The sequence below is a fragment of the Pseudomonas sp. FW305-25 genome (assembly GCF_017351415.1).
GTDB lineage: Bacteria > Pseudomonadota > Gammaproteobacteria > Pseudomonadales > Pseudomonadaceae > Aquipseudomonas > Aquipseudomonas chlororaphis.
Window position 1 is genome coordinate 136,967 of record NZ_JACNDE010000010.1, and the last position, 15,608, is coordinate 152,574.

The window sequence follows — 15,608 nt, forward strand, 5'->3', positions numbered from 1 at the left end:
CATAAGACAAGTCTTAATCGCTACCCAGATGCGGCTCGATATCGCTGCGCAAGCAGCCGATGGCCTCCTTCAGGCGCAGCCAGTGCTCCGCCAGCACCGCCGTCGAGCGGGCCCGGGCAACGGCCTCCAGGTCGATGCAGACCTGGGCCAGCGGCAGCGCATCGATCAGGCAGCACACCCCTTTGAGGCGGTGCGTGGACGCGCCGATACGCGCCCAGTCCTGCTCCAGCACCGCCGACTCCAGGGCCGCCTGCTCCTGCCCCAGGTTGCTCCACAGCTCGCGCAGCATGCGTTGCAGGATCGGCTCGTCCGCCTGGGTCATGGTGCGCAGGGTCTGGATGTCGAAGGACGGCGGCGGCAAGAAGCGCGCAAGCATCTGCGCCAACCGGTCCAGGGTCACCGGCTTGACCAGCAGTTCATCCATGCCGGCCTGCTCGCAGCGCTGCTGTTCATCCTCGAAGGCATTGGCCGTGCAACCGATCAGCGGGCAGGCGTCACGCCCTTCCCGGGCCTCGATCTGCCGTATCGCTTCGCTCAGCTGATAACCGCTCATGCCCGGCATGTGGCAGTCGGTCATCACCAGGTCGAACGCCTCGCCCTGCCAGCGCGCCAGAGCCGCCTCGGCGCTGTCGAGCGCCACCACCTTGTGCCCGAGGAACATCAGTTGCTGGCTGAGCACCATGCGATTGGCGCGCACGTCGTCGACCACCAGCACCGACATGCGACGGCTCTGCGGGCGCTCGCGGGTCACCTGGGGCGACTGGCTGAAATCCTCGACCACCTGTTCCGGGTAAAGCTCAAGGGTCACGGTGGTTCCCGCGCCAGGTTGGCTTTGCAGCAGAATGCGCCCGCCCATCAGCTCCACCAGTTGCTTGCAGATACTCAGGCCCAGGCCGGTTCCGCCCTGCTCCGGCGTCGTCTGCAGATGGGCCTGGATGAACGGATCGAACAGGCTCGCCTGCTTCTCGGGGCTGATGCCCGACCCGGTGTCGGCCACGCTGATGCACAAACGGTCGGCGCCATGTTCATCGGCCTGGCGCTCCACGGACACCCGCACCTCACCGGCCTGGGTGAACTTCAGGGCATTGCTCAGCAGGTTGTGCAGCACCTGGCGCAGGCGCAGCGGGTCGAGCCAGTAGAAACCGTCCGCCGCCTTGTCGAAGGCCAGCGTCAGGTGCAGCCCCTTGTTGCGCGCGGTGACCTCGAACAATTGCTGTATGTCTTCGAAGAAGCCTCGCAGGGCCACGGTCTGCGGCGCCAGCTGCATGTGCCCGGCCTCGATCTTGGCCAGGTCGAGGTTATCGCCCATCAGGCCGACCAGCTCCTGCGCCGATTGGTAGGCCACGCGCAGCGCATCGGAAAACGGCATGCCGCGCAGGCGCGCCTGTTCCTTTTCCAGTTCCAGCAAACCAATGATCGCGTTCATCGGCGTGCGTATCTCGTGGCTCATGGTCGAGAGAAAGGCGCTCTTGGCGTAGTTCGCCTGATCCGCCGCGCGACGCGCTTGCAGCAGCTCTTCCTCCAGGCGCTTGCGCTCGGTGATATCGATCCAGCCCCCCAGCAACCCCTGCAATTCACCCTGGGCGCTGTAGAACGGCACCGTCCATTGATAGACATGCACCGGGCCCCTTCTGGACTCGATCTGACGGTCGACGAACACCGACTCCTGGGACTCCAGCTGCTCCAGGAACTCGCGGTGCAACTGCCGGGCCGTGGCCTCGGGCAAGACATCCAGCTCGGTCAGGCACAGCCCCTTGATCTGTTCCAGGCGCATGCCGGTCTGGGTTTCGTAGCTTTTGTTGCAGGTGATCAGGCGCCCGGCCAGGTCGCGGACGAAGATCGGGTTGGGGATACCGTCGAGCAAGGCGCGCTTGAACGCCACCTGGTCGTTGAGGCGTTGCTCGGCTTGCAGGCGCTGGCGGATCTGCCCCTTGAGCCGGGTGTTCCAGGCCAGGGACAGCAGGCCGAACAGGATGGCGGTGAAAGTGACCCAGTAGATCCACACCGGCACCCGCTGCCACATGGGCACCGGCACCGGGGTCACCCCCAGCCATTTCAGGCGGATGGCGCTGAGCTCGGCCACCGGGAAGGCTTCCAGGGCCTTGTTCAGAATGCTCAGCAGCTCGGGCTGGTCCCGGCGCACCGACAACTCGTCGGCCGACCACTTGCCTTCGACACTGCGGCCGATGCGCAGCCCGTTCGCCGGATACCCCTGCACCTCGACTTCATTCTGGATGGTCGCGTCGGCCTCGCCATTGGCCACCAGGGCCCGCGCCTCCTGGTAGGTAGCGACCGAACGCAGGAGGACCTTCGGGTAGTTTTGCCGGACGTAGCTCTCCAGCGCATGCTTGGCCGGCAGCGCCAGCACCCGGCCCGCCAACTGGCTGAAGGTGTTGAGCTGGATGTCCTCGGCGCGGACCACGAACACCCAGGCCGAACCGCCAAAGGGGTGGGTGAAGTCGAGGAAGCCGCAGCGCTCGTCATTGGCCGACAAGGTGGTGTTCATCTGGGCCCGGCCCTTGAGCAGCAGGTCCAGGGTATGGGTCGTGGAAAAGCTTTCCTCCTGGATGAACTGCAGGCCGGTCATTCTCGAGATGCGGTTGAGCAGGTCGATGTTCAGTCCGGTCCACTGGCCGTCCTTGTCCTTGAACACGTAGGGTGGGTACTGCTGGGAAGCCACCACCACATGCTGATGTTCGAGCAGCCAGGCGCGCTCCGCCTTGCTCAACTTGATTCGCTCGTCGCCGGTGCTGGCGCCCAGCCCAGTGGTCCAGCGGGCCAGGATTTCCCGGTCCGTGGAATCGTCGATGCTCTCCAGCGCTCGCTCGATCAGGCGGCTCAACAGCGGGTCGCTCTGGCGCGTGGCGAAGGCAAAGCCGATCGGCGGCAGACGGCTGCCGGTGCGGACCTGCAACCCCAGGTAAGGACGCAGCGCCTTGTAGGCACGGACGATCACTTCATTGCCGATAAAGGCATCGACATCCCCCTGATTCAGCGCTTCCAGGCCGCTGTACAGATTGGGCGAGAGAATGATCTGGCTGTGGGGATAAGCCGCGTGGGCGACCTTCGCGTCCGCATACCCTTCTAGCAGCACCACTTTCTTGCCGGCCAGGTCCTCGGGGATCTGGGCCTCGTCCCGGCGTACGACCACCACCGCCCGGTCAGGCATGTAGTCGCTGGAAAAGTGCAACCCGGTGACCCCGCGCTCGTAACCGTTGGCGCTGGTGAGGATGTCGATCGTGCCATTGCGCAGCGCCTCGACCGCTTGCTCGCGCTCGGAGAACCCCAACACCTCCATGGGCATGCCCAGGCGTTCGCCGACCAGGCTCAGGTAGTCGGCGCTGATGCCCTGGTAACGATTGCGGTCGCGCGTGATGTCGATCGGCTGGTAGTCATCGATCGAAATGCCCACCTTCAAGGTGCCACGGCCCGCCAGCCATTGCCGTTCGACCGGGGCCAGGGTGAGCGGCTCCAGTTCGACGAAGGCCGGCACCAGCTTGAAGGGGAGGTTCTGCGCCGCCATCAGGCACGGGGCCAGGGCCAGCGTCGCCAAAACCATCAATGTGCACAAAACCGGGCGCAGCAACATAAGCATCCTGTGGGTGATCCTCGACGCGTCGCCGCCCTATTCTAGATGCTCTGTCCTTGAGCTCTGGCCTTAAGTTCTGTCCTTGGAAGACGCGCCGCGATAAACAGCCTGTGTATAAAAAGACAAAGCCCGTCAGAGACGGGCCTTGTTGACGATCGATGTCAGTCGATCAGAGCGGTTTGCCGCGATTGCCGTGCTGGCTGACAAAGGCCTGGACGGCCTTCAGGTCGTTGGCCAGGACGGTGCAACGCTCTTCGCGCTCGAACAGATCGGACAGGTGCGCCGGCAATTCCAGGGCCTTGCCGATCCCGGCCTGCTCCACCGCTTCCGGGAACTTCACCGGATGTGCGGTGCCCAGCACCACCATCGGGATGTCCAGGCTGCGACGGCACTCACGGGCGGCCTTGACGCCGATCGCGGTGTGCGGGTCGAGCACTTCTCCAGTCTGGGCGAAGACTTCGGCGATGGTCTCGCAGGTCTGGGCGTCGTCCACGGCCAGGGAGTCGAACAGCTTGCGCGCTTCGGTCCAGCGCTCCTGCTCGACGCTGAAACCGCCACCCTGCTTGAAGGAGTCCATCAGCCCGGCCAGCGCGGCACCGTTGCGACCGTGCAGGTCGAACAGCAGGCGCTCGAAGTTCGACGAGACCATGATGTCCATCGACGGCGACAGGGTGGCGTGCAGGGTTTCCTTGACGTACTGATTGCCACTCATGAAGCGGTGCAGGATGTCGTTGCGGTTGGTGGCGACGATCAGCTGATTGATCGGCAGGCCCATGTTGCGGGCCAGGTAACCGGCGAAGATATCGCCGAAGTTGCCGGTCGGCACCGAGAACGCCACCGAACGCGCCGGACCGCCCAGCTGCAGGGCCGCGTGGAAGTAATAGACGATCTGGGCCATGATCCGCGCCCAGTTGATCGAGTTCACCGCCACCAGGCGGGTGCCCTTGAGGAAGCCCTGGTCGGCGAAGCTGGCCTTGACCATTTCCTGGCAGTCGTCGAAGTTGCCTTCGATGGCGATGTTGTGGATGTTCTCGCCGAAGATGGTGGTCATCTGCCGGCGCTGCACTTCGGACACACGGTTGTGCGGGTGCAGGATGAAGATATCGACGTTGTCGCAACGCTTGCAGCCTTCGATGGCGGCCGAACCGGTATCACCGGAAGTGGCGCCGATGATCACCACGCGCTCGCCGCGCTTCTCCAGCACGTAGTCCAGCAGGCGACCCAGCAGTTGCAGGGCGAAGTCCTTGAACGCCAGGGTCGGGCCATGGAACAGCTCCAGGACCCACTCGTTGCCGTTCAGCTGGCGCAGCGGGGCGATGGCGTTGTGGGAGAAAGCGCCGTAGGTTTCCTCAAGGATTTTCTTGAAGTCGGCATCCGGAATGCTGCCGGTGACGAACGGGCGCATCACCCGGAACGCCAGCTCGTGATACGGCAGGCCGGCCCAGGAAGCGATTTCCTCCTGGGTGAAACGTGGCAGGTTTTCCGGTACGTACAGACCGCCGTCGCTCGCCAGGCCGGCCAGCAGGACGTCTTCGAAATTCAGGGCCGGTGCCTGGCCGCGGGTGCTGATGTAACGCATATAAGCAAACCTTTGGTGTGGAGCTGCAAGCTTCAAGTGACAGGCGACAAGTCAAAGCGAATCGGCTTTTACTTGCAGCTTGCGGCTTGGCGCTTGCCGCTGAATTAATTCAGATGTTCGACGCGGATCCGCACGACCGGACCGACCACGCCCTGCAGGGCTTCCAGCGCGGTGATCGCATCGTTGATGCGCTGTTCCACTACACGGTGGGTCAGCAGGATCATCGGCACCAGGCCGTCGTGTTCTTCGACCTCTTTCTGCATGATCGACTCGATATTGATGCCGCGCTCGGACAGGATGCTCGCCACCTGGGCCAGTACGCCCGGATGATCCTTGGCCTGGATCCGCAGATAGTAGGCGCTTTCGCAGGCCTCGATCGGCAGGATCGGGTGCGCCGACAGCGAGTCCGGCTGGAAGGCCAGGTGCGGCACGCGGTTTTCCGGGTCGCTGGTCATGGCGCGAACCACGTCCACCAGGTCGGCGATCACCGACGAAGCGGTCGGCTCCATGCCGGCGCCGGCGCCGTAGTACAGGGTGGAGCCGACGGCGTCGCCGTTGACCATCACCGCGTTGAACACGCCATTGACGTTGGCGATCAGGCGATCGGCCGGGATCAGCGTCGGGTGCACGCGCAGCTCGATACCGGCATCGGTGCGGCGGGCCACGCCCAGGTGCTTGATGCGATAGCCCAGGGCCTCGGCGTAGTTCACGTCGGCGGTGGTCAGCTTGGTGATGCCTTCGGTGTAGGCCTTGTCGAACTGCAGCGGGATACCAAAGGCGATGGACGCCAGGATGGTCAGCTTGTGCGCGGCGTCGATGCCTTCGACGTCGAAGGTCGGGTCGGCTTCGGCGTAACCCAGGGCCTGGGCCTCGACCAGCACGTCTTCGAAGGTGCGACCCTTCTCGCGCATTTCGGTGAGGATGAAGTTGCCAGTGCCGTTGATGATCCCGGCCACCCAGTTGATACGGTTGGCCGACAGGCCTTCGCGGATCGCCTTGATGACTGGAATACCACCCGCCACGGCGGCCTCGAACGCCACGATCACACCCTTCTCACGGGCCTTGGCGAAAATTTCGTTACCGTGTACGGCGATAAGCGCCTTGTTGGCGGTGACCACATGTTTACCATGCTCGATGGCCTTGAGTACCAGCTCGCGGGCAACGGTATAGCCGCCCATCAGCTCTATGACGATGTCGATCTCAGGGTTCGTGGCCACTTCGAACACATCGTTGGTAATCGCAATACCGGTCGTTTGGAACTGAGGCTTTGGCGTGCGCATGGCAATTTGTGCCACTTCGATTCCACGCCCGGCACGACGAGCAATTTCCTCGGCGTTACGCTGAAGTACATTGAAGGTACCGCCACCGACGGTACCCAGCCCACAGATGCCCACTTTGACCGGATTCACTCTGAACTCCCCATGAAACGGCCGACACTAGGTCGGCCGTGGAAAACAGCCGCAAACCACACGGCTCTCTATTAATGACGCGTCGGCCACAACCGCCGCGTCATGATCGTCAAAGGCTCGACGACGCAGGATTATTTCGCGCCCAGCGCCAGTTTGGCGACTTGTGGCGCAGGCTGGTAGCCCGGAATCACTTGGCCGTCGGCCAAAACGATGGCCGGCGTGCCGTTCACCCCGATCGACTGGCCCAGGGCGAATTGCTTGGAAACCGGGTTGGCGCACTTGGCGGCCTTGATTTCCTTGCCATCGACCATCTTGTCCATGGCCGCTTTCTTGTCGGCCGAGCACCAGACCGCCTGCAACTGCTCGTCGCCCGGCGAACCCAGGCCCTGGCGCGGGAAGGCGACATAACGCACTTCCACGCCCATCTTGTTCAGCTCAGGCACTTCGGCGTGCAGCTTGTGGCAGTACGGGCAGGTGGTGTCGGTGAAGACGGTGATGTGGGTCTTGGTTTCGCCGATGGCCGGGTAGACCACGGTTTCAGCGACCGGAATGGCGTTGATCAGCTTGGCCACGCCCAGGCGCTCGGTCTTTTCGGTCAGGTTGACCGGCTTGCCGTCCTTGAGCTGGAACAGGTAGCCCTGCATCACGAACTGGCCGTCGGCGCTGGCGTACAGCACGCGGCTGCCCTTGAGCTTGACTTCATAGACACCGGGCAGCGGGCTGGCGCTGATGCTTTCTACCGGGACTTCGAGTTGCAGGCCCTGGAGGCTTTTACGAATCGCTTTTTCGGCGGCGTCATCGGCCATAACAAAGGTACTGGCCAACGCAATGGCTGCGGCGGCGATTATCTGGGTCACGCGCATTGGGAACTCCTGAAGGCGGACAAATGGGACGGTCAGAACGCCCGTACTGGAACACCGGGTCATAACGGCCCACTTTGTAAACCGGCAAAGCCTACCACATAAGGCCCGCCTGGCGGGCTCCCGCTGAGCCAAGCCGGTTATTTGCCGATCAGCGCAGAACCGCTCCCGGGTCGCCGCAGCCGGTGTTCGCGGCGACCGACACCTCACTCAACCGCGAGGATGGTGCTTGGCATGCAGCTCCTGCAAACGGGCCCGGGCGACATGGGTGTAGATCTGGGTGGTCGACAGGTCGCTGTGGCCAAGCAGCATCTGCACTACCCGCAGGTCGGCGCCGTGGTTGAGCAGATGGGTGGCGAAGGCATGTCGCAAGGTGTGCGGCGACAGCGACTTGCCGATCCCGGCGACCTTGGCCTGATGCTTGATCCGGTGCCAGAAGGTCTGCCGGGTCATCTGCTCGCCGCGCTGGCTGGGGAACAGCACATCGCTGGGCCGCCCGCCGAGCAGCTCGCCACGGGCATCGCGCATGTAGCGCTCGACCCAGACAATCGCTTCCTCGCCCATCGGCACCAGGCGCTCCTTGCTGCCCTTGCCCATCACCCGCAACACACCCTGGCGCAGGTTGACCTGCTCCAGGGTCAGGCTGATCAGCTCGGTGACCCGCAGGCCGCAGGCATACAGGACTTCAAGCATGGCGCGATCGCGCTGGCCGATGGCCTCGCTGAGGTCGGGAGCGGCCAGCAGGGCCTCGACATCGGCCTCCGACAAAGACTTGGGCAACGGCCGCCCCAACTGCGGCATGTCAACTTGCAGCGTGGGATCCACGGCAATCAGCTTTTCCCGCAGCAGGTAACGATAGAAGCCGCGCACCCCGGAGAGAAAACGCGCGGTCGAGCGTGGCTTGTAGGCCTGCTCCACCCGCCAGGCGAGGTGGTCGAGAATCAGCTCGCGACCGGCATTTACCAGCTCCAGTCCCTTTTCCTGTAGCCAGCCGTTGAACAACGCCAGGTCACTGCGATAAGCCTCGCGGGTGTTGTCCGAAAGACCCTTTTCCAGCCATAGCGCATCGAGGAAACGGTCTATCAGGGGATGGTCGATGGCAGGCATAAATACTCGAAAGGCGCGGCCTTGAGGCCGGGCGCAAATAAATAGTGAACTGTGCAGAGGGTCGCTAGTCTTTCATAGCCCGCTATTTCAAGGAACAGGGAGCTTCAATGAACGAACAACAGATTCTGTTGGCCTTTGGCGGCATAGGCGTGGCGGCAGTGGGCTGCCAATGGCTGGCCTGGCGCCTGAAACTGCCGGCCATTCTGTTCCTGCTGTTGAGCGGCATTCTCGCCGGCCCGGTCCTGGGCTGGCTCGACCCGCAGGAACTGTTCGGACCGCTGCTGATGCCACTGGTGTCGCTGGCGGTGGCCTTGATCCTGTTTGAAGGCAGCCTGACCCTGCACCTGTCGGAGTGGCGCGAGATCGGCAAGGTGGTGCACCGGCTGGTGACCATCGGCGCCCTTTCGACCTGGGCGGTGATCACCCTGGCCACCCACTGGCTGCTGGGCTTCGACTGGCTGCTGGCGCTGCTGTTCGGCACCCTGACCCTGGTCACCGGGCCCACCGTGATCGTGCCCATGCTGCGGGTGGTGCGGCCCAAGGCGTCGATCGCCAACATCCTGCGCTGGGAAGGCATCGTCATCGACCCGATCGGTGCCCTGCTGGCGGTGGTGGTCTACAGCTTCATCATCGCCAGCGCCGAGGGCCAGGGCCTGCAGCACAGCCTGATGACCTTCGGCGGGGTAATCCTCTGCGGCAGCCTGTTCGGCATCGTCGGCGGCTGGGTGCTGGGCACCATCATGCGCCGCCAGTGGCTGCCGGAATACCTGCACAACCTGGCCACGCTGGCGGCGGTGCTGGGCATCTTCATCGGCGCCAACCAGGTGATGCATGAGTCCGGCCTGCTGGCCGTGACCCTGATGGGCATGTGGATGGCCAACATGAAGGACGTCGACGTCCGGCACATCCTGCACTTCAAGGAAAACCTCAGCGTGCTGCTGATTTCCGGGCTGTTCATCCTGCTGGCGGCGCGCCTGGACCTCAACGCCCTGATCGCCCTGGGGCCGCTGGTGTTGATTCTGCTGCTGGTGATCCAGTTCATCGCCCGGCCCTTGAACGTGCTGCTGTCCACCGCCGGCTCCAATCTGAACTGGCGCGAACGGGCCTTGCTGGCCTGGATCGCGCCCCGAGGCATCGTTGCCGCGGCGGTCTCGGCGATCTTCGCCATTCGCCTGGACCAGGCCGGTCACGAAGGGGCGCTGCTGCTGGTGCCGCTGACCTTTGCCGTGATCATCGGCACCGTGGTGCTGCAGAGCGCCACCGCGCGGCCGCTGGCCCGCCTATTGAAGGTCGCGGAACCAGCGCCGAGCGGTTTCCTGATCGTCGGGGCGAACGCTCCGGCACGGACCATCGGCAAGGCCCTGCAACAATTGGGCAGCCGCGTGCTGCTGACCGATTCGAGCTGGGAGAACATCCGGGCCGCGCGCATGGACGGCCTGCCGACCTACTTCGGCAACCCGGCATCGCAACACGCCGATGCCCATCTGGACCTGGTGGGGCTTGGCCATCTGCTGGCGCTGTCGCCCTCCGGCGAATTGAACACCCTGGCCTCCATGCGTTTTCGCCACGACTTCGGCCATCAGCGCCTGTTCGGCCTGGCCAACAGCCAGGAAAGCCGGCGCACCGACAAGCACCGGGCCAGCCATGAACATCGCGGGCACCTACTGGGTAACGAGACGCTGTCCTACAGCAAACTGGCCAGCCTGCTGGGACAGGGTGCGGAGCTGTACAGCACCAACCTGACCGAAGGTTTTGGCTGGGAGGATTACCAGGCGCTGCATGGTGAGCGGGCGACCCTGCTGTTCGCTCGCGACAACAGCGGCTGGGTGCATGTGGTGACGCCAGGCAGCGCCCTCAAGCCCTCCGCGGGATGGACCCTGGTGGCGTTGATTCAGAAGGATACGACGGCGGGCTGAAACACATCGCCGGCAAGCTCGCGCCCGTAACCGCGAGCTTGCTTTTGATCAATCCACTATCAGTCGACAAACCCCGGCAGCACCGGTACCGGGCGCTTGTCATCATCGATGGCGACAAAGCTGAACAGGCCATGGATGGCCTTCTCTCGCCCATCGCAGCTCATGCTCTCGACGAACACCTCAACCTCGACCTTGAGGCTGGTATTGCCGACCTTCACCACCCGTCCCACCAACTCGACGATAGAGCCGGCGGCAATCGGGTGATTGAAGTCGATACGGTCGGTGGACACGGTGACCAGCGGCAACCGGCAGAAACGGGTCGCGGCGATGAACGACACTTCGTCCATCCAGGCCAGCGCCGTGCCGCCGAACAGGGTGTTGTGGTGGTTGGTGGTCGACGGGAATACCGCCTTGGTCACGCGGGTCACCGACAACTCGGTCCGGCGTTGGATCTCTTGCTCGCGGGGGCTCATGGTTCTACTGCCTGAAACACAATTCGGGGATAAATGACGGGCAACAAAAAAGCAGCCCGTAGGCTGCTTTTTTCTGCATCGGAAGCTGGACTTAAACCAGTTTTTCCTTGATGCGAGCTGCTTTACCCGACAGGTCGCGCAGGTAGTACAGCTTGGCTTTACGTACGTCACCGCGACGCTTGACAGCCATGCTGTCGATTTGCGGGCTGTAGGTCTGGAAAGTACGCTCTACGCCAACACCGTTGGAGATTTTACGAACGGTGAATGCACTGTTCACGCCGCGGTTACGCTTGGCGATTACAACGCCTTCGAACGCTTGCAGACGGGAACGATCGCCTTCCTTCACTTTCACCTGAACGACAATGGTGTCGCCCGGGGCAAAGGCTGGGATCTCTTTGGTCATCTGCTCTGCTTCGAGTGCAAGAATGATTTTGTTGGTCATGCTGTGCTCCTAAGGTAAATCGTCGGATCTACCATCGATACGTTGTTAACTATCGTCCCGCTCGCGGATGTATTCCTCGAGCAGCTTCTTCTCTTCTCCAGAAAGCGAGCGGCTTTCCAGAAGATCGGCGCGTCGTTCATAGGTCCGACCAAGGGACTGCTGTAAACGCCAACGCCGGATGTGTGCGTGATTGCCACTCAGCAACACGTCGGGAACACGCTGATCCGCATACACCTCCGGTCGGGTGTAGTGCGGGCAATCCAGCAGACCATCCGTGAAGGAATCCTCCTCCGCGGAATCCGCATGCCCTAAAGCTCCGGGCAGCAGTCGCGTAACCGCATCAATCAGGACCATCGCCGGCAGCTCGCCACCGGAGAGTACATAGTCGCCAATCGACCACTCTTCATCGACATGAGCTTCAATAAAACGCTCGTCAATGCCTTCATAACGACCGGCAATCAGGATCAATGCATCCTCATTCGCCAACTCGCGTACCGCCGACTGAGTCAGTTTGCGGCCTTGGGGCGACAGGTAAATCACCTTCGCGCCCTCCCCGGCTGCCTGCCTGGCCTGAACCAGAGCATCTTCCAGGGGCTTGATCTTCATCACCATGCCCGGGCCACCGCCAAATGGGCGATCGTCCACAGTGTGATGTCGATCCGTGGTGTAGTCTCGCGGATTCCAACAGGTCAACTGCAAGAGCCCCTGTTTCACCGCGCGGCTGGTTATGCCGTAGTCGCTGATGGCGGAAAACATCTCGGGAAACAAACTGATCACTTCTACGCGCAGGCTAGCCACGTTCAGAAGTCCGCGTCCCAATCCACCTTCATCTCGCCCGCTGCCAGGTCGACGGCCAACACGCATTGCTCGGTATAGGGCAACAGGCGTTCGCGATCATCCAGGCTGCCAGCGCAAGGCTTGACCACCATTACATCGTTCGAGCCGGTCTCCAGCAGGTGATCGATCTTCCCGAACAGTTGTCCGTGAGTGTCGATGACCTTGAGACCTTGCAGCTGATACCAGTAGTACTCGCCGTCGGTCAGTTCAGGGAACAGGTTGCGCGGCACGCAGATCTCATAACCGGCCAGAAGACGCGCTTCTTCACGATCATCGAGACCCTTGAGCTTTGCGACCAGGAATTTTTCATTCCCGCGTCCGCTGACCAGCTCAACCTGTTTCACGCTACCTTCGCGCTTGAGCGTCCAGGTTTTGTAATCCAACAGGTTTTTAATCGGATCAGTAAAGGAATAAACCTTCACTTCGCCGCGAACGCCGTGAACAGAGTAGATTTTGCCGATAACGATCAAATCATCAGCAGGAGCAGGCGTCGCGTTCATAGGGTTCAGGCTGCAGCCTTAGCCGATTCCTTCAACAGCTGAGCAACGCGCTCAGACGGTTGTGCACCAACGCTCAGCCAGTAGGCTACGCGCTCTTGGTTCACGGACAGGCGGACTTCTTGACCACGAGCGATCGGGTTGAAGAAGCCAACTTGTTCTTTGTGCGAACCGTCGCGTGGGTTACGGCTGTCGGTCACGGTCAAGTGGTAAAACGGGCGCTTTTTGGAGCCGCCAAGGGCAAGACGGATTGTTAGCATGTGAACATCGTTCCTGTAGTCGGTGCTGCAAATCTAAATGCACAGCGGGCATGGGTGCCCGAAAGGCCGCATATTCTAAGGAATATCCGGACTTTTGCAAATGACTTTTTCCGGCGCCTACCGGCTGCCATCCAGATTTGCTATAGGGCCGTTGGCAACAACGGCGAGTCAGCTCCCGCCAAGCGCGGGTTTGCTGGAGGTCCCGCGTCCCCGCGGGAAACGCCGGCATGGCTGCCGGCGTGGATTCTTCAGATCTTCGGCATGCCGCCGCCGGGCAACATTCCACCCATGCCGCGCATCATTTTCGCCATCCCGCCCTTGGCGGAGAATTTCTTCATCATCTTCTGCATCTGCTTGTGCTGCTTGATCAAGCGACCGATGTCCTGCACCTGGGTGCCGGAACCCATGGCGATCCGACGCTTGCGCGAACCGCTGATCAGCTCGGGGTCGCGGCGCTCGGCCGGGGTCATGGAGTTGATGATGGCTTCCATCTGCTTGAATTGCTTCTCGGCCGCGCCCTGGGCATTGCCCATTTGCGCCAGGTTCACGCCACCGATATTCGGCAGCTTGTCCATCAGGCCACCGAGGCCGCCCATGTTCTTCATCTGTTGCAGCTGGTCGCGGAAGTCTTCGAGGTCGAAGCCTTTGCCTTTTTTCAGCTTTTTCGCCAGCTTGTCGGCTTTTTCCTTGTCGAGGGTCTGTTCGGCCTGCTCGATCAGGCTGAGCACGTCGCCCATGCCGAGGATGCGCGAAGCGATACGCTCAGGGTGGAACGGCTCGAGCGCTTCGCTCTTCTCGCCCATACCGATGAACTTGATCGGCTTGCCGGTGATCGCACGCACCGACAGTGCGGCACCGCCACGGGCATCGCCATCGACCTTGGTCAGGATCACGCCGGTCAGCGGCAGTGCGTCGCCAAACGCCTTGGCCGTGTTGGCGGCGTCCTGGCCGGTCATGGCGTCGACCACGAACAGGGTTTCCACCGGCTTGACCGCCGCGTGCAACGCCTGGATCTCATCCATCATGTCGGCGTCGATGTGCAGACGACCGGCGGTGTCGACGATGACCACGTCGATGAACTTGAGCTTGGCTTCTTTAATAGCCGCTTCGGCGATCGCGACCGGCTTCTGGCTCAGGTCGGACGGGAAGAAGGTCACGCCAATGTCGTTGGCCAGGGTCTCGAGCTGCTTGATCGCCGCCGGACGGTAAACGTCGGCGGATACCACCATCACGCTCTTCTTCTTGCGCTCTTTAAGGAAGCGCGCGAGCTTGCCGGCGGTGGTGGTCTTACCGGCGCCCTGCAAACCTGCCATCAGCACGACGGCAGGCGGCACGGCGCTCAGGTTCAAATCTTCGTTGGCCGCGCCCATCAGGCTTTCGAGTTCGGCCTGGACGATCTTCACGAACGCCTGGCCCGGGGTCAGGCTGCGCGACACTTCAGTGCCGACCGCACGTTCCTTCACCGAGTTGACAAAGTCCTTGACCACCGGCAGGGCGACGTCGGCTTCGAGCAACGCCATGCGCACTTCGCGCAGGGTGTCTTTAATGTTGTCCTCGGTCAGCTTGGCCTTGCCGGTGACATGGCGCAGCGTCTGCGAGAGACGGTCGGTTAGGTTTTCAAACATGCGCGATCCTTTCAGGCCCTAAGTAGACCGAGGTAATGGCGGCTCGGGGCCCCTATATAAAGAGGTGCTCCGTGGGCAGGTCGCGGATTATAGCGAAGACTGCGTGCGACGCACAGCCGCCGTCTGGTTGCACGGTCTTTCGTGTGATGGCGGTTCTATGCCAAACTCAACGACTTTCGGGCTTGCCTAACAGGATTTATGCTCCCCTTGTCACCCAGCTTGCTAACCACCCTCGCCGCCGCCTGTCTCTATGCCGCTGCGACCCTCTATCAAGGCACTCGTCTGGCTCAAGCCGCCAAGACGAACAAGCGCCTGCTGGTCTCGCTCGGCATCCTTGCCCTGCTCGCCCACAGCGCCAGCCTCCTGACCCACCTGATGACGCCCGTGGGCCTGGGCCTGGACTTCTTCAGCGCCGCCAGCCTGATCGCCGCCGCGGTGATTGCCCTGACCCTGCTGGCCTGCTCGCGCATTCCGGTGGAGAACCTGCTGGTCCTGCTGTTTCCGCTGGGGGCGCTGACCGTGCTGCTGGCGCAGTTCGTGCCCACCGGCACGGTGCCGGTGATCGACGAAGAGCCAGGCATCCTCGCCCATATCCTGCTGTCGATCCTCGCCTACGGCATGTTCACCATCGCCGTGTTCCAGGCCCTGTTGCTGCTGGTGCAGGACCACCAGCTCAAGCACAAGCACCCGTCCGGGCTGATCAAGAACTTTCCGCCGCTGCAGACCATGGAAAGCCTGCTGTTCGGCTTCCTCTGGGCCGGCTGGACCCTGCTTTCGCTGTCGCTGATCTCCGGCTGGCTGTTCGTCGAGAACCTGTTCGCCCAGCACCTGGTGCACAAGACCCTGCTGGCCTGCCTGGCCTGGGTGGTGTTCAGCGTGCTGCTGTGGGGCCGCAACCGCCTCGGCTGGCGCGGACACAAGGCGATTCGCTGGACCCTGGCCGGCTTCTGCCTGCTGATGCTGGCGTACTTCGGCAGCAAGCTGGTCCGTGAATACATCCTGCATATCTGACGA

Annotated in this window: 13 protein-coding genes; 2 read left to right on the forward strand and 11 right to left on the reverse strand. The window is 62.5% G+C overall.

All coding sequences use genetic code 11. The annotated features are described in order from the left end of the window. Positions 1-13: 13 nt before the first annotated feature. The 5 genes from J4E58_RS12530 to xerD form a co-directional block, all read right to left on the reverse strand. Positions 14-3,589, reverse strand: coding sequence for an ATP-binding protein (locus tag J4E58_RS12530; RefSeq protein WP_087091342.1), 3,576 nt, complete (start codon positions 3,587-3,589; stop codon positions 14-16). A gap of 169 nt (positions 3,590-3,758) precedes the next feature. Beyond that, positions 3,759-5,168 carry a threonine synthase gene (gene thrC / locus J4E58_RS12535; RefSeq protein ID WP_053259750.1) on the reverse strand — a complete coding sequence of 470 codons (1,410 nt, stop codon included), beginning with the start codon at positions 5,166-5,168 and terminating at the stop codon, positions 3,759-3,761. Positions 5,169-5,272: 104 nt separating this feature from the next. Further along, complete coding sequence (locus tag J4E58_RS12540) at positions 5,273-6,577, reverse strand: homoserine dehydrogenase (protein WP_007927672.1); 1,305 nt, start codon at positions 6,575-6,577, stop codon at positions 5,273-5,275. A gap of 131 nt (positions 6,578-6,708) precedes the next feature. Beyond that, complete coding sequence (locus tag J4E58_RS12545; RefSeq protein WP_007927673.1) at positions 6,709-7,440, reverse strand: thioredoxin fold domain-containing protein; 732 nt, start codon at positions 7,438-7,440, stop codon at positions 6,709-6,711. 207 nt (positions 7,441-7,647) lie between these two features. Further along, positions 7,648-8,544, reverse strand: coding sequence for a site-specific tyrosine recombinase XerD (gene xerD, locus J4E58_RS12550; protein ID WP_007927674.1), 897 nt, complete (start codon positions 8,542-8,544; stop codon positions 7,648-7,650). 107 nt (positions 8,545-8,651) lie between these two features. On the opposite strand from xerD, the gene J4E58_RS12555 reads away from it, so the two are divergent. After that, the gene (locus J4E58_RS12555; RefSeq protein ID WP_087091341.1) at positions 8,652-10,460 is read left to right on the forward strand and encodes a sodium:proton antiporter; all 1,809 of its coding nucleotides are present in this window, start codon (positions 8,652-8,654) and stop codon (positions 10,458-10,460) included. A 59-nt stretch (positions 10,461-10,519) separates the two neighbouring features. On the opposite strand, the gene J4E58_RS12560 is transcribed toward J4E58_RS12555, so the two are convergent. The 6 genes from J4E58_RS12560 to ffh form a co-directional block, all read right to left on the reverse strand. Continuing rightward, positions 10,520-10,933 (reverse strand): acyl-CoA thioesterase, encoded by a 414-nt coding sequence (locus tag J4E58_RS12560; RefSeq protein WP_007927676.1) that lies wholly within the window; start codon positions 10,931-10,933, stop codon positions 10,520-10,522. A gap of 91 nt (positions 10,934-11,024) precedes the next feature. Beyond that, a complete protein-coding gene (rplS, locus tag J4E58_RS12565; protein WP_007927677.1) occupies positions 11,025-11,375 on the reverse strand; it encodes a 50S ribosomal protein L19 in 351 nt (116 codons plus the stop codon). A 45-nt stretch (positions 11,376-11,420) separates the two neighbouring features. Beyond that, positions 11,421-12,173 (reverse strand): tRNA (guanosine(37)-N1)-methyltransferase TrmD, encoded by a 753-nt coding sequence (gene trmD, locus J4E58_RS12570; RefSeq protein WP_007927678.1) that lies wholly within the window; start codon positions 12,171-12,173, stop codon positions 11,421-11,423. A gap of 2 nt (positions 12,174-12,175) precedes the next feature. Next, positions 12,176-12,712, reverse strand: coding sequence for a ribosome maturation factor RimM (rimM, locus tag J4E58_RS12575; protein WP_007927679.1), 537 nt, complete (start codon positions 12,710-12,712; stop codon positions 12,176-12,178). 5 nt (positions 12,713-12,717) lie between these two features. Continuing rightward, entirely contained in the window at positions 12,718-12,969 is a 252-nt protein-coding gene (gene rpsP, locus J4E58_RS12580; RefSeq protein WP_007927680.1) for a 30S ribosomal protein S16, read from the reverse strand. Between the two features lie 248 nt (positions 12,970-13,217). After that, positions 13,218-14,594, reverse strand: a complete 1,377-nt coding sequence (gene ffh / locus J4E58_RS12585) for a signal recognition particle protein (RefSeq protein WP_007927681.1) — start codon at positions 14,592-14,594, stop codon at positions 13,218-13,220. 198 nt (positions 14,595-14,792) lie between these two features. Here ffh and J4E58_RS12590 point away from each other — a divergent pair, with 198 nt between their 5' ends. Continuing rightward, a complete protein-coding gene (locus tag J4E58_RS12590) occupies positions 14,793-15,605 on the forward strand; it encodes an inner membrane protein YpjD (protein ID WP_007927682.1) in 813 nt (270 codons plus the stop codon). Positions 15,606-15,608 lie beyond the last annotated feature (3 nt).

Bases quoted from the DNA above. Each gene is read 5' to 3' on its own strand.
- J4E58_RS12530 (WP_087091342.1), bottom strand. From the start codon at position 3,589: ATGTTGCTGCGCCCGGTTTTGTGCACATTGATGGTTTTGGCGACGCTG.
- thrC (WP_053259750.1), bottom strand. From the start codon at position 5,168: ATGCGTTACATCAGCACCCGCGGCCAGGCACCGGCCCTGAATTTCGAA.
- J4E58_RS12545 (WP_007927673.1), bottom strand. From the start codon at position 7,440: ATGCGCGTGACCCAGATAATCGCCGCCGCAGCCATTGCGTTGGCCAGT.
- xerD (WP_007927674.1), bottom strand. From the start codon at position 8,544: ATGCCTGCCATCGACCATCCCCTGATAGACCGTTTCCTCGATGCGCTA.
- J4E58_RS12555 (WP_087091341.1), top strand. From the start codon at position 8,652: ATGAACGAACAACAGATTCTGTTGGCCTTTGGCGGCATAGGCGTGGCG.
- J4E58_RS12560 (WP_007927676.1), bottom strand. From the start codon at position 10,933: ATGAGCCCCCGCGAGCAAGAGATCCAACGCCGGACCGAGTTGTCGGTG.
- rplS (WP_007927677.1), bottom strand. From the start codon at position 11,375: ATGACCAACAAAATCATTCTTGCACTCGAAGCAGAGCAGATGACCAAA.
- rimM (WP_007927679.1), bottom strand. From the start codon at position 12,712: ATGAACGCGACGCCTGCTCCTGCTGATGATTTGATCGTTATCGGCAAA.
- rpsP (WP_007927680.1), bottom strand. From the start codon at position 12,969: ATGCTAACAATCCGTCTTGCCCTTGGCGGCTCCAAAAAGCGCCCGTTT.
- ffh (WP_007927681.1), bottom strand. From the start codon at position 14,594: ATGTTTGAAAACCTAACCGACCGTCTCTCGCAGACGCTGCGCCATGTC.
- J4E58_RS12590 (WP_007927682.1), top strand. From the start codon at position 14,793: ATGCTCCCCTTGTCACCCAGCTTGCTAACCACCCTCGCCGCCGCCTGT.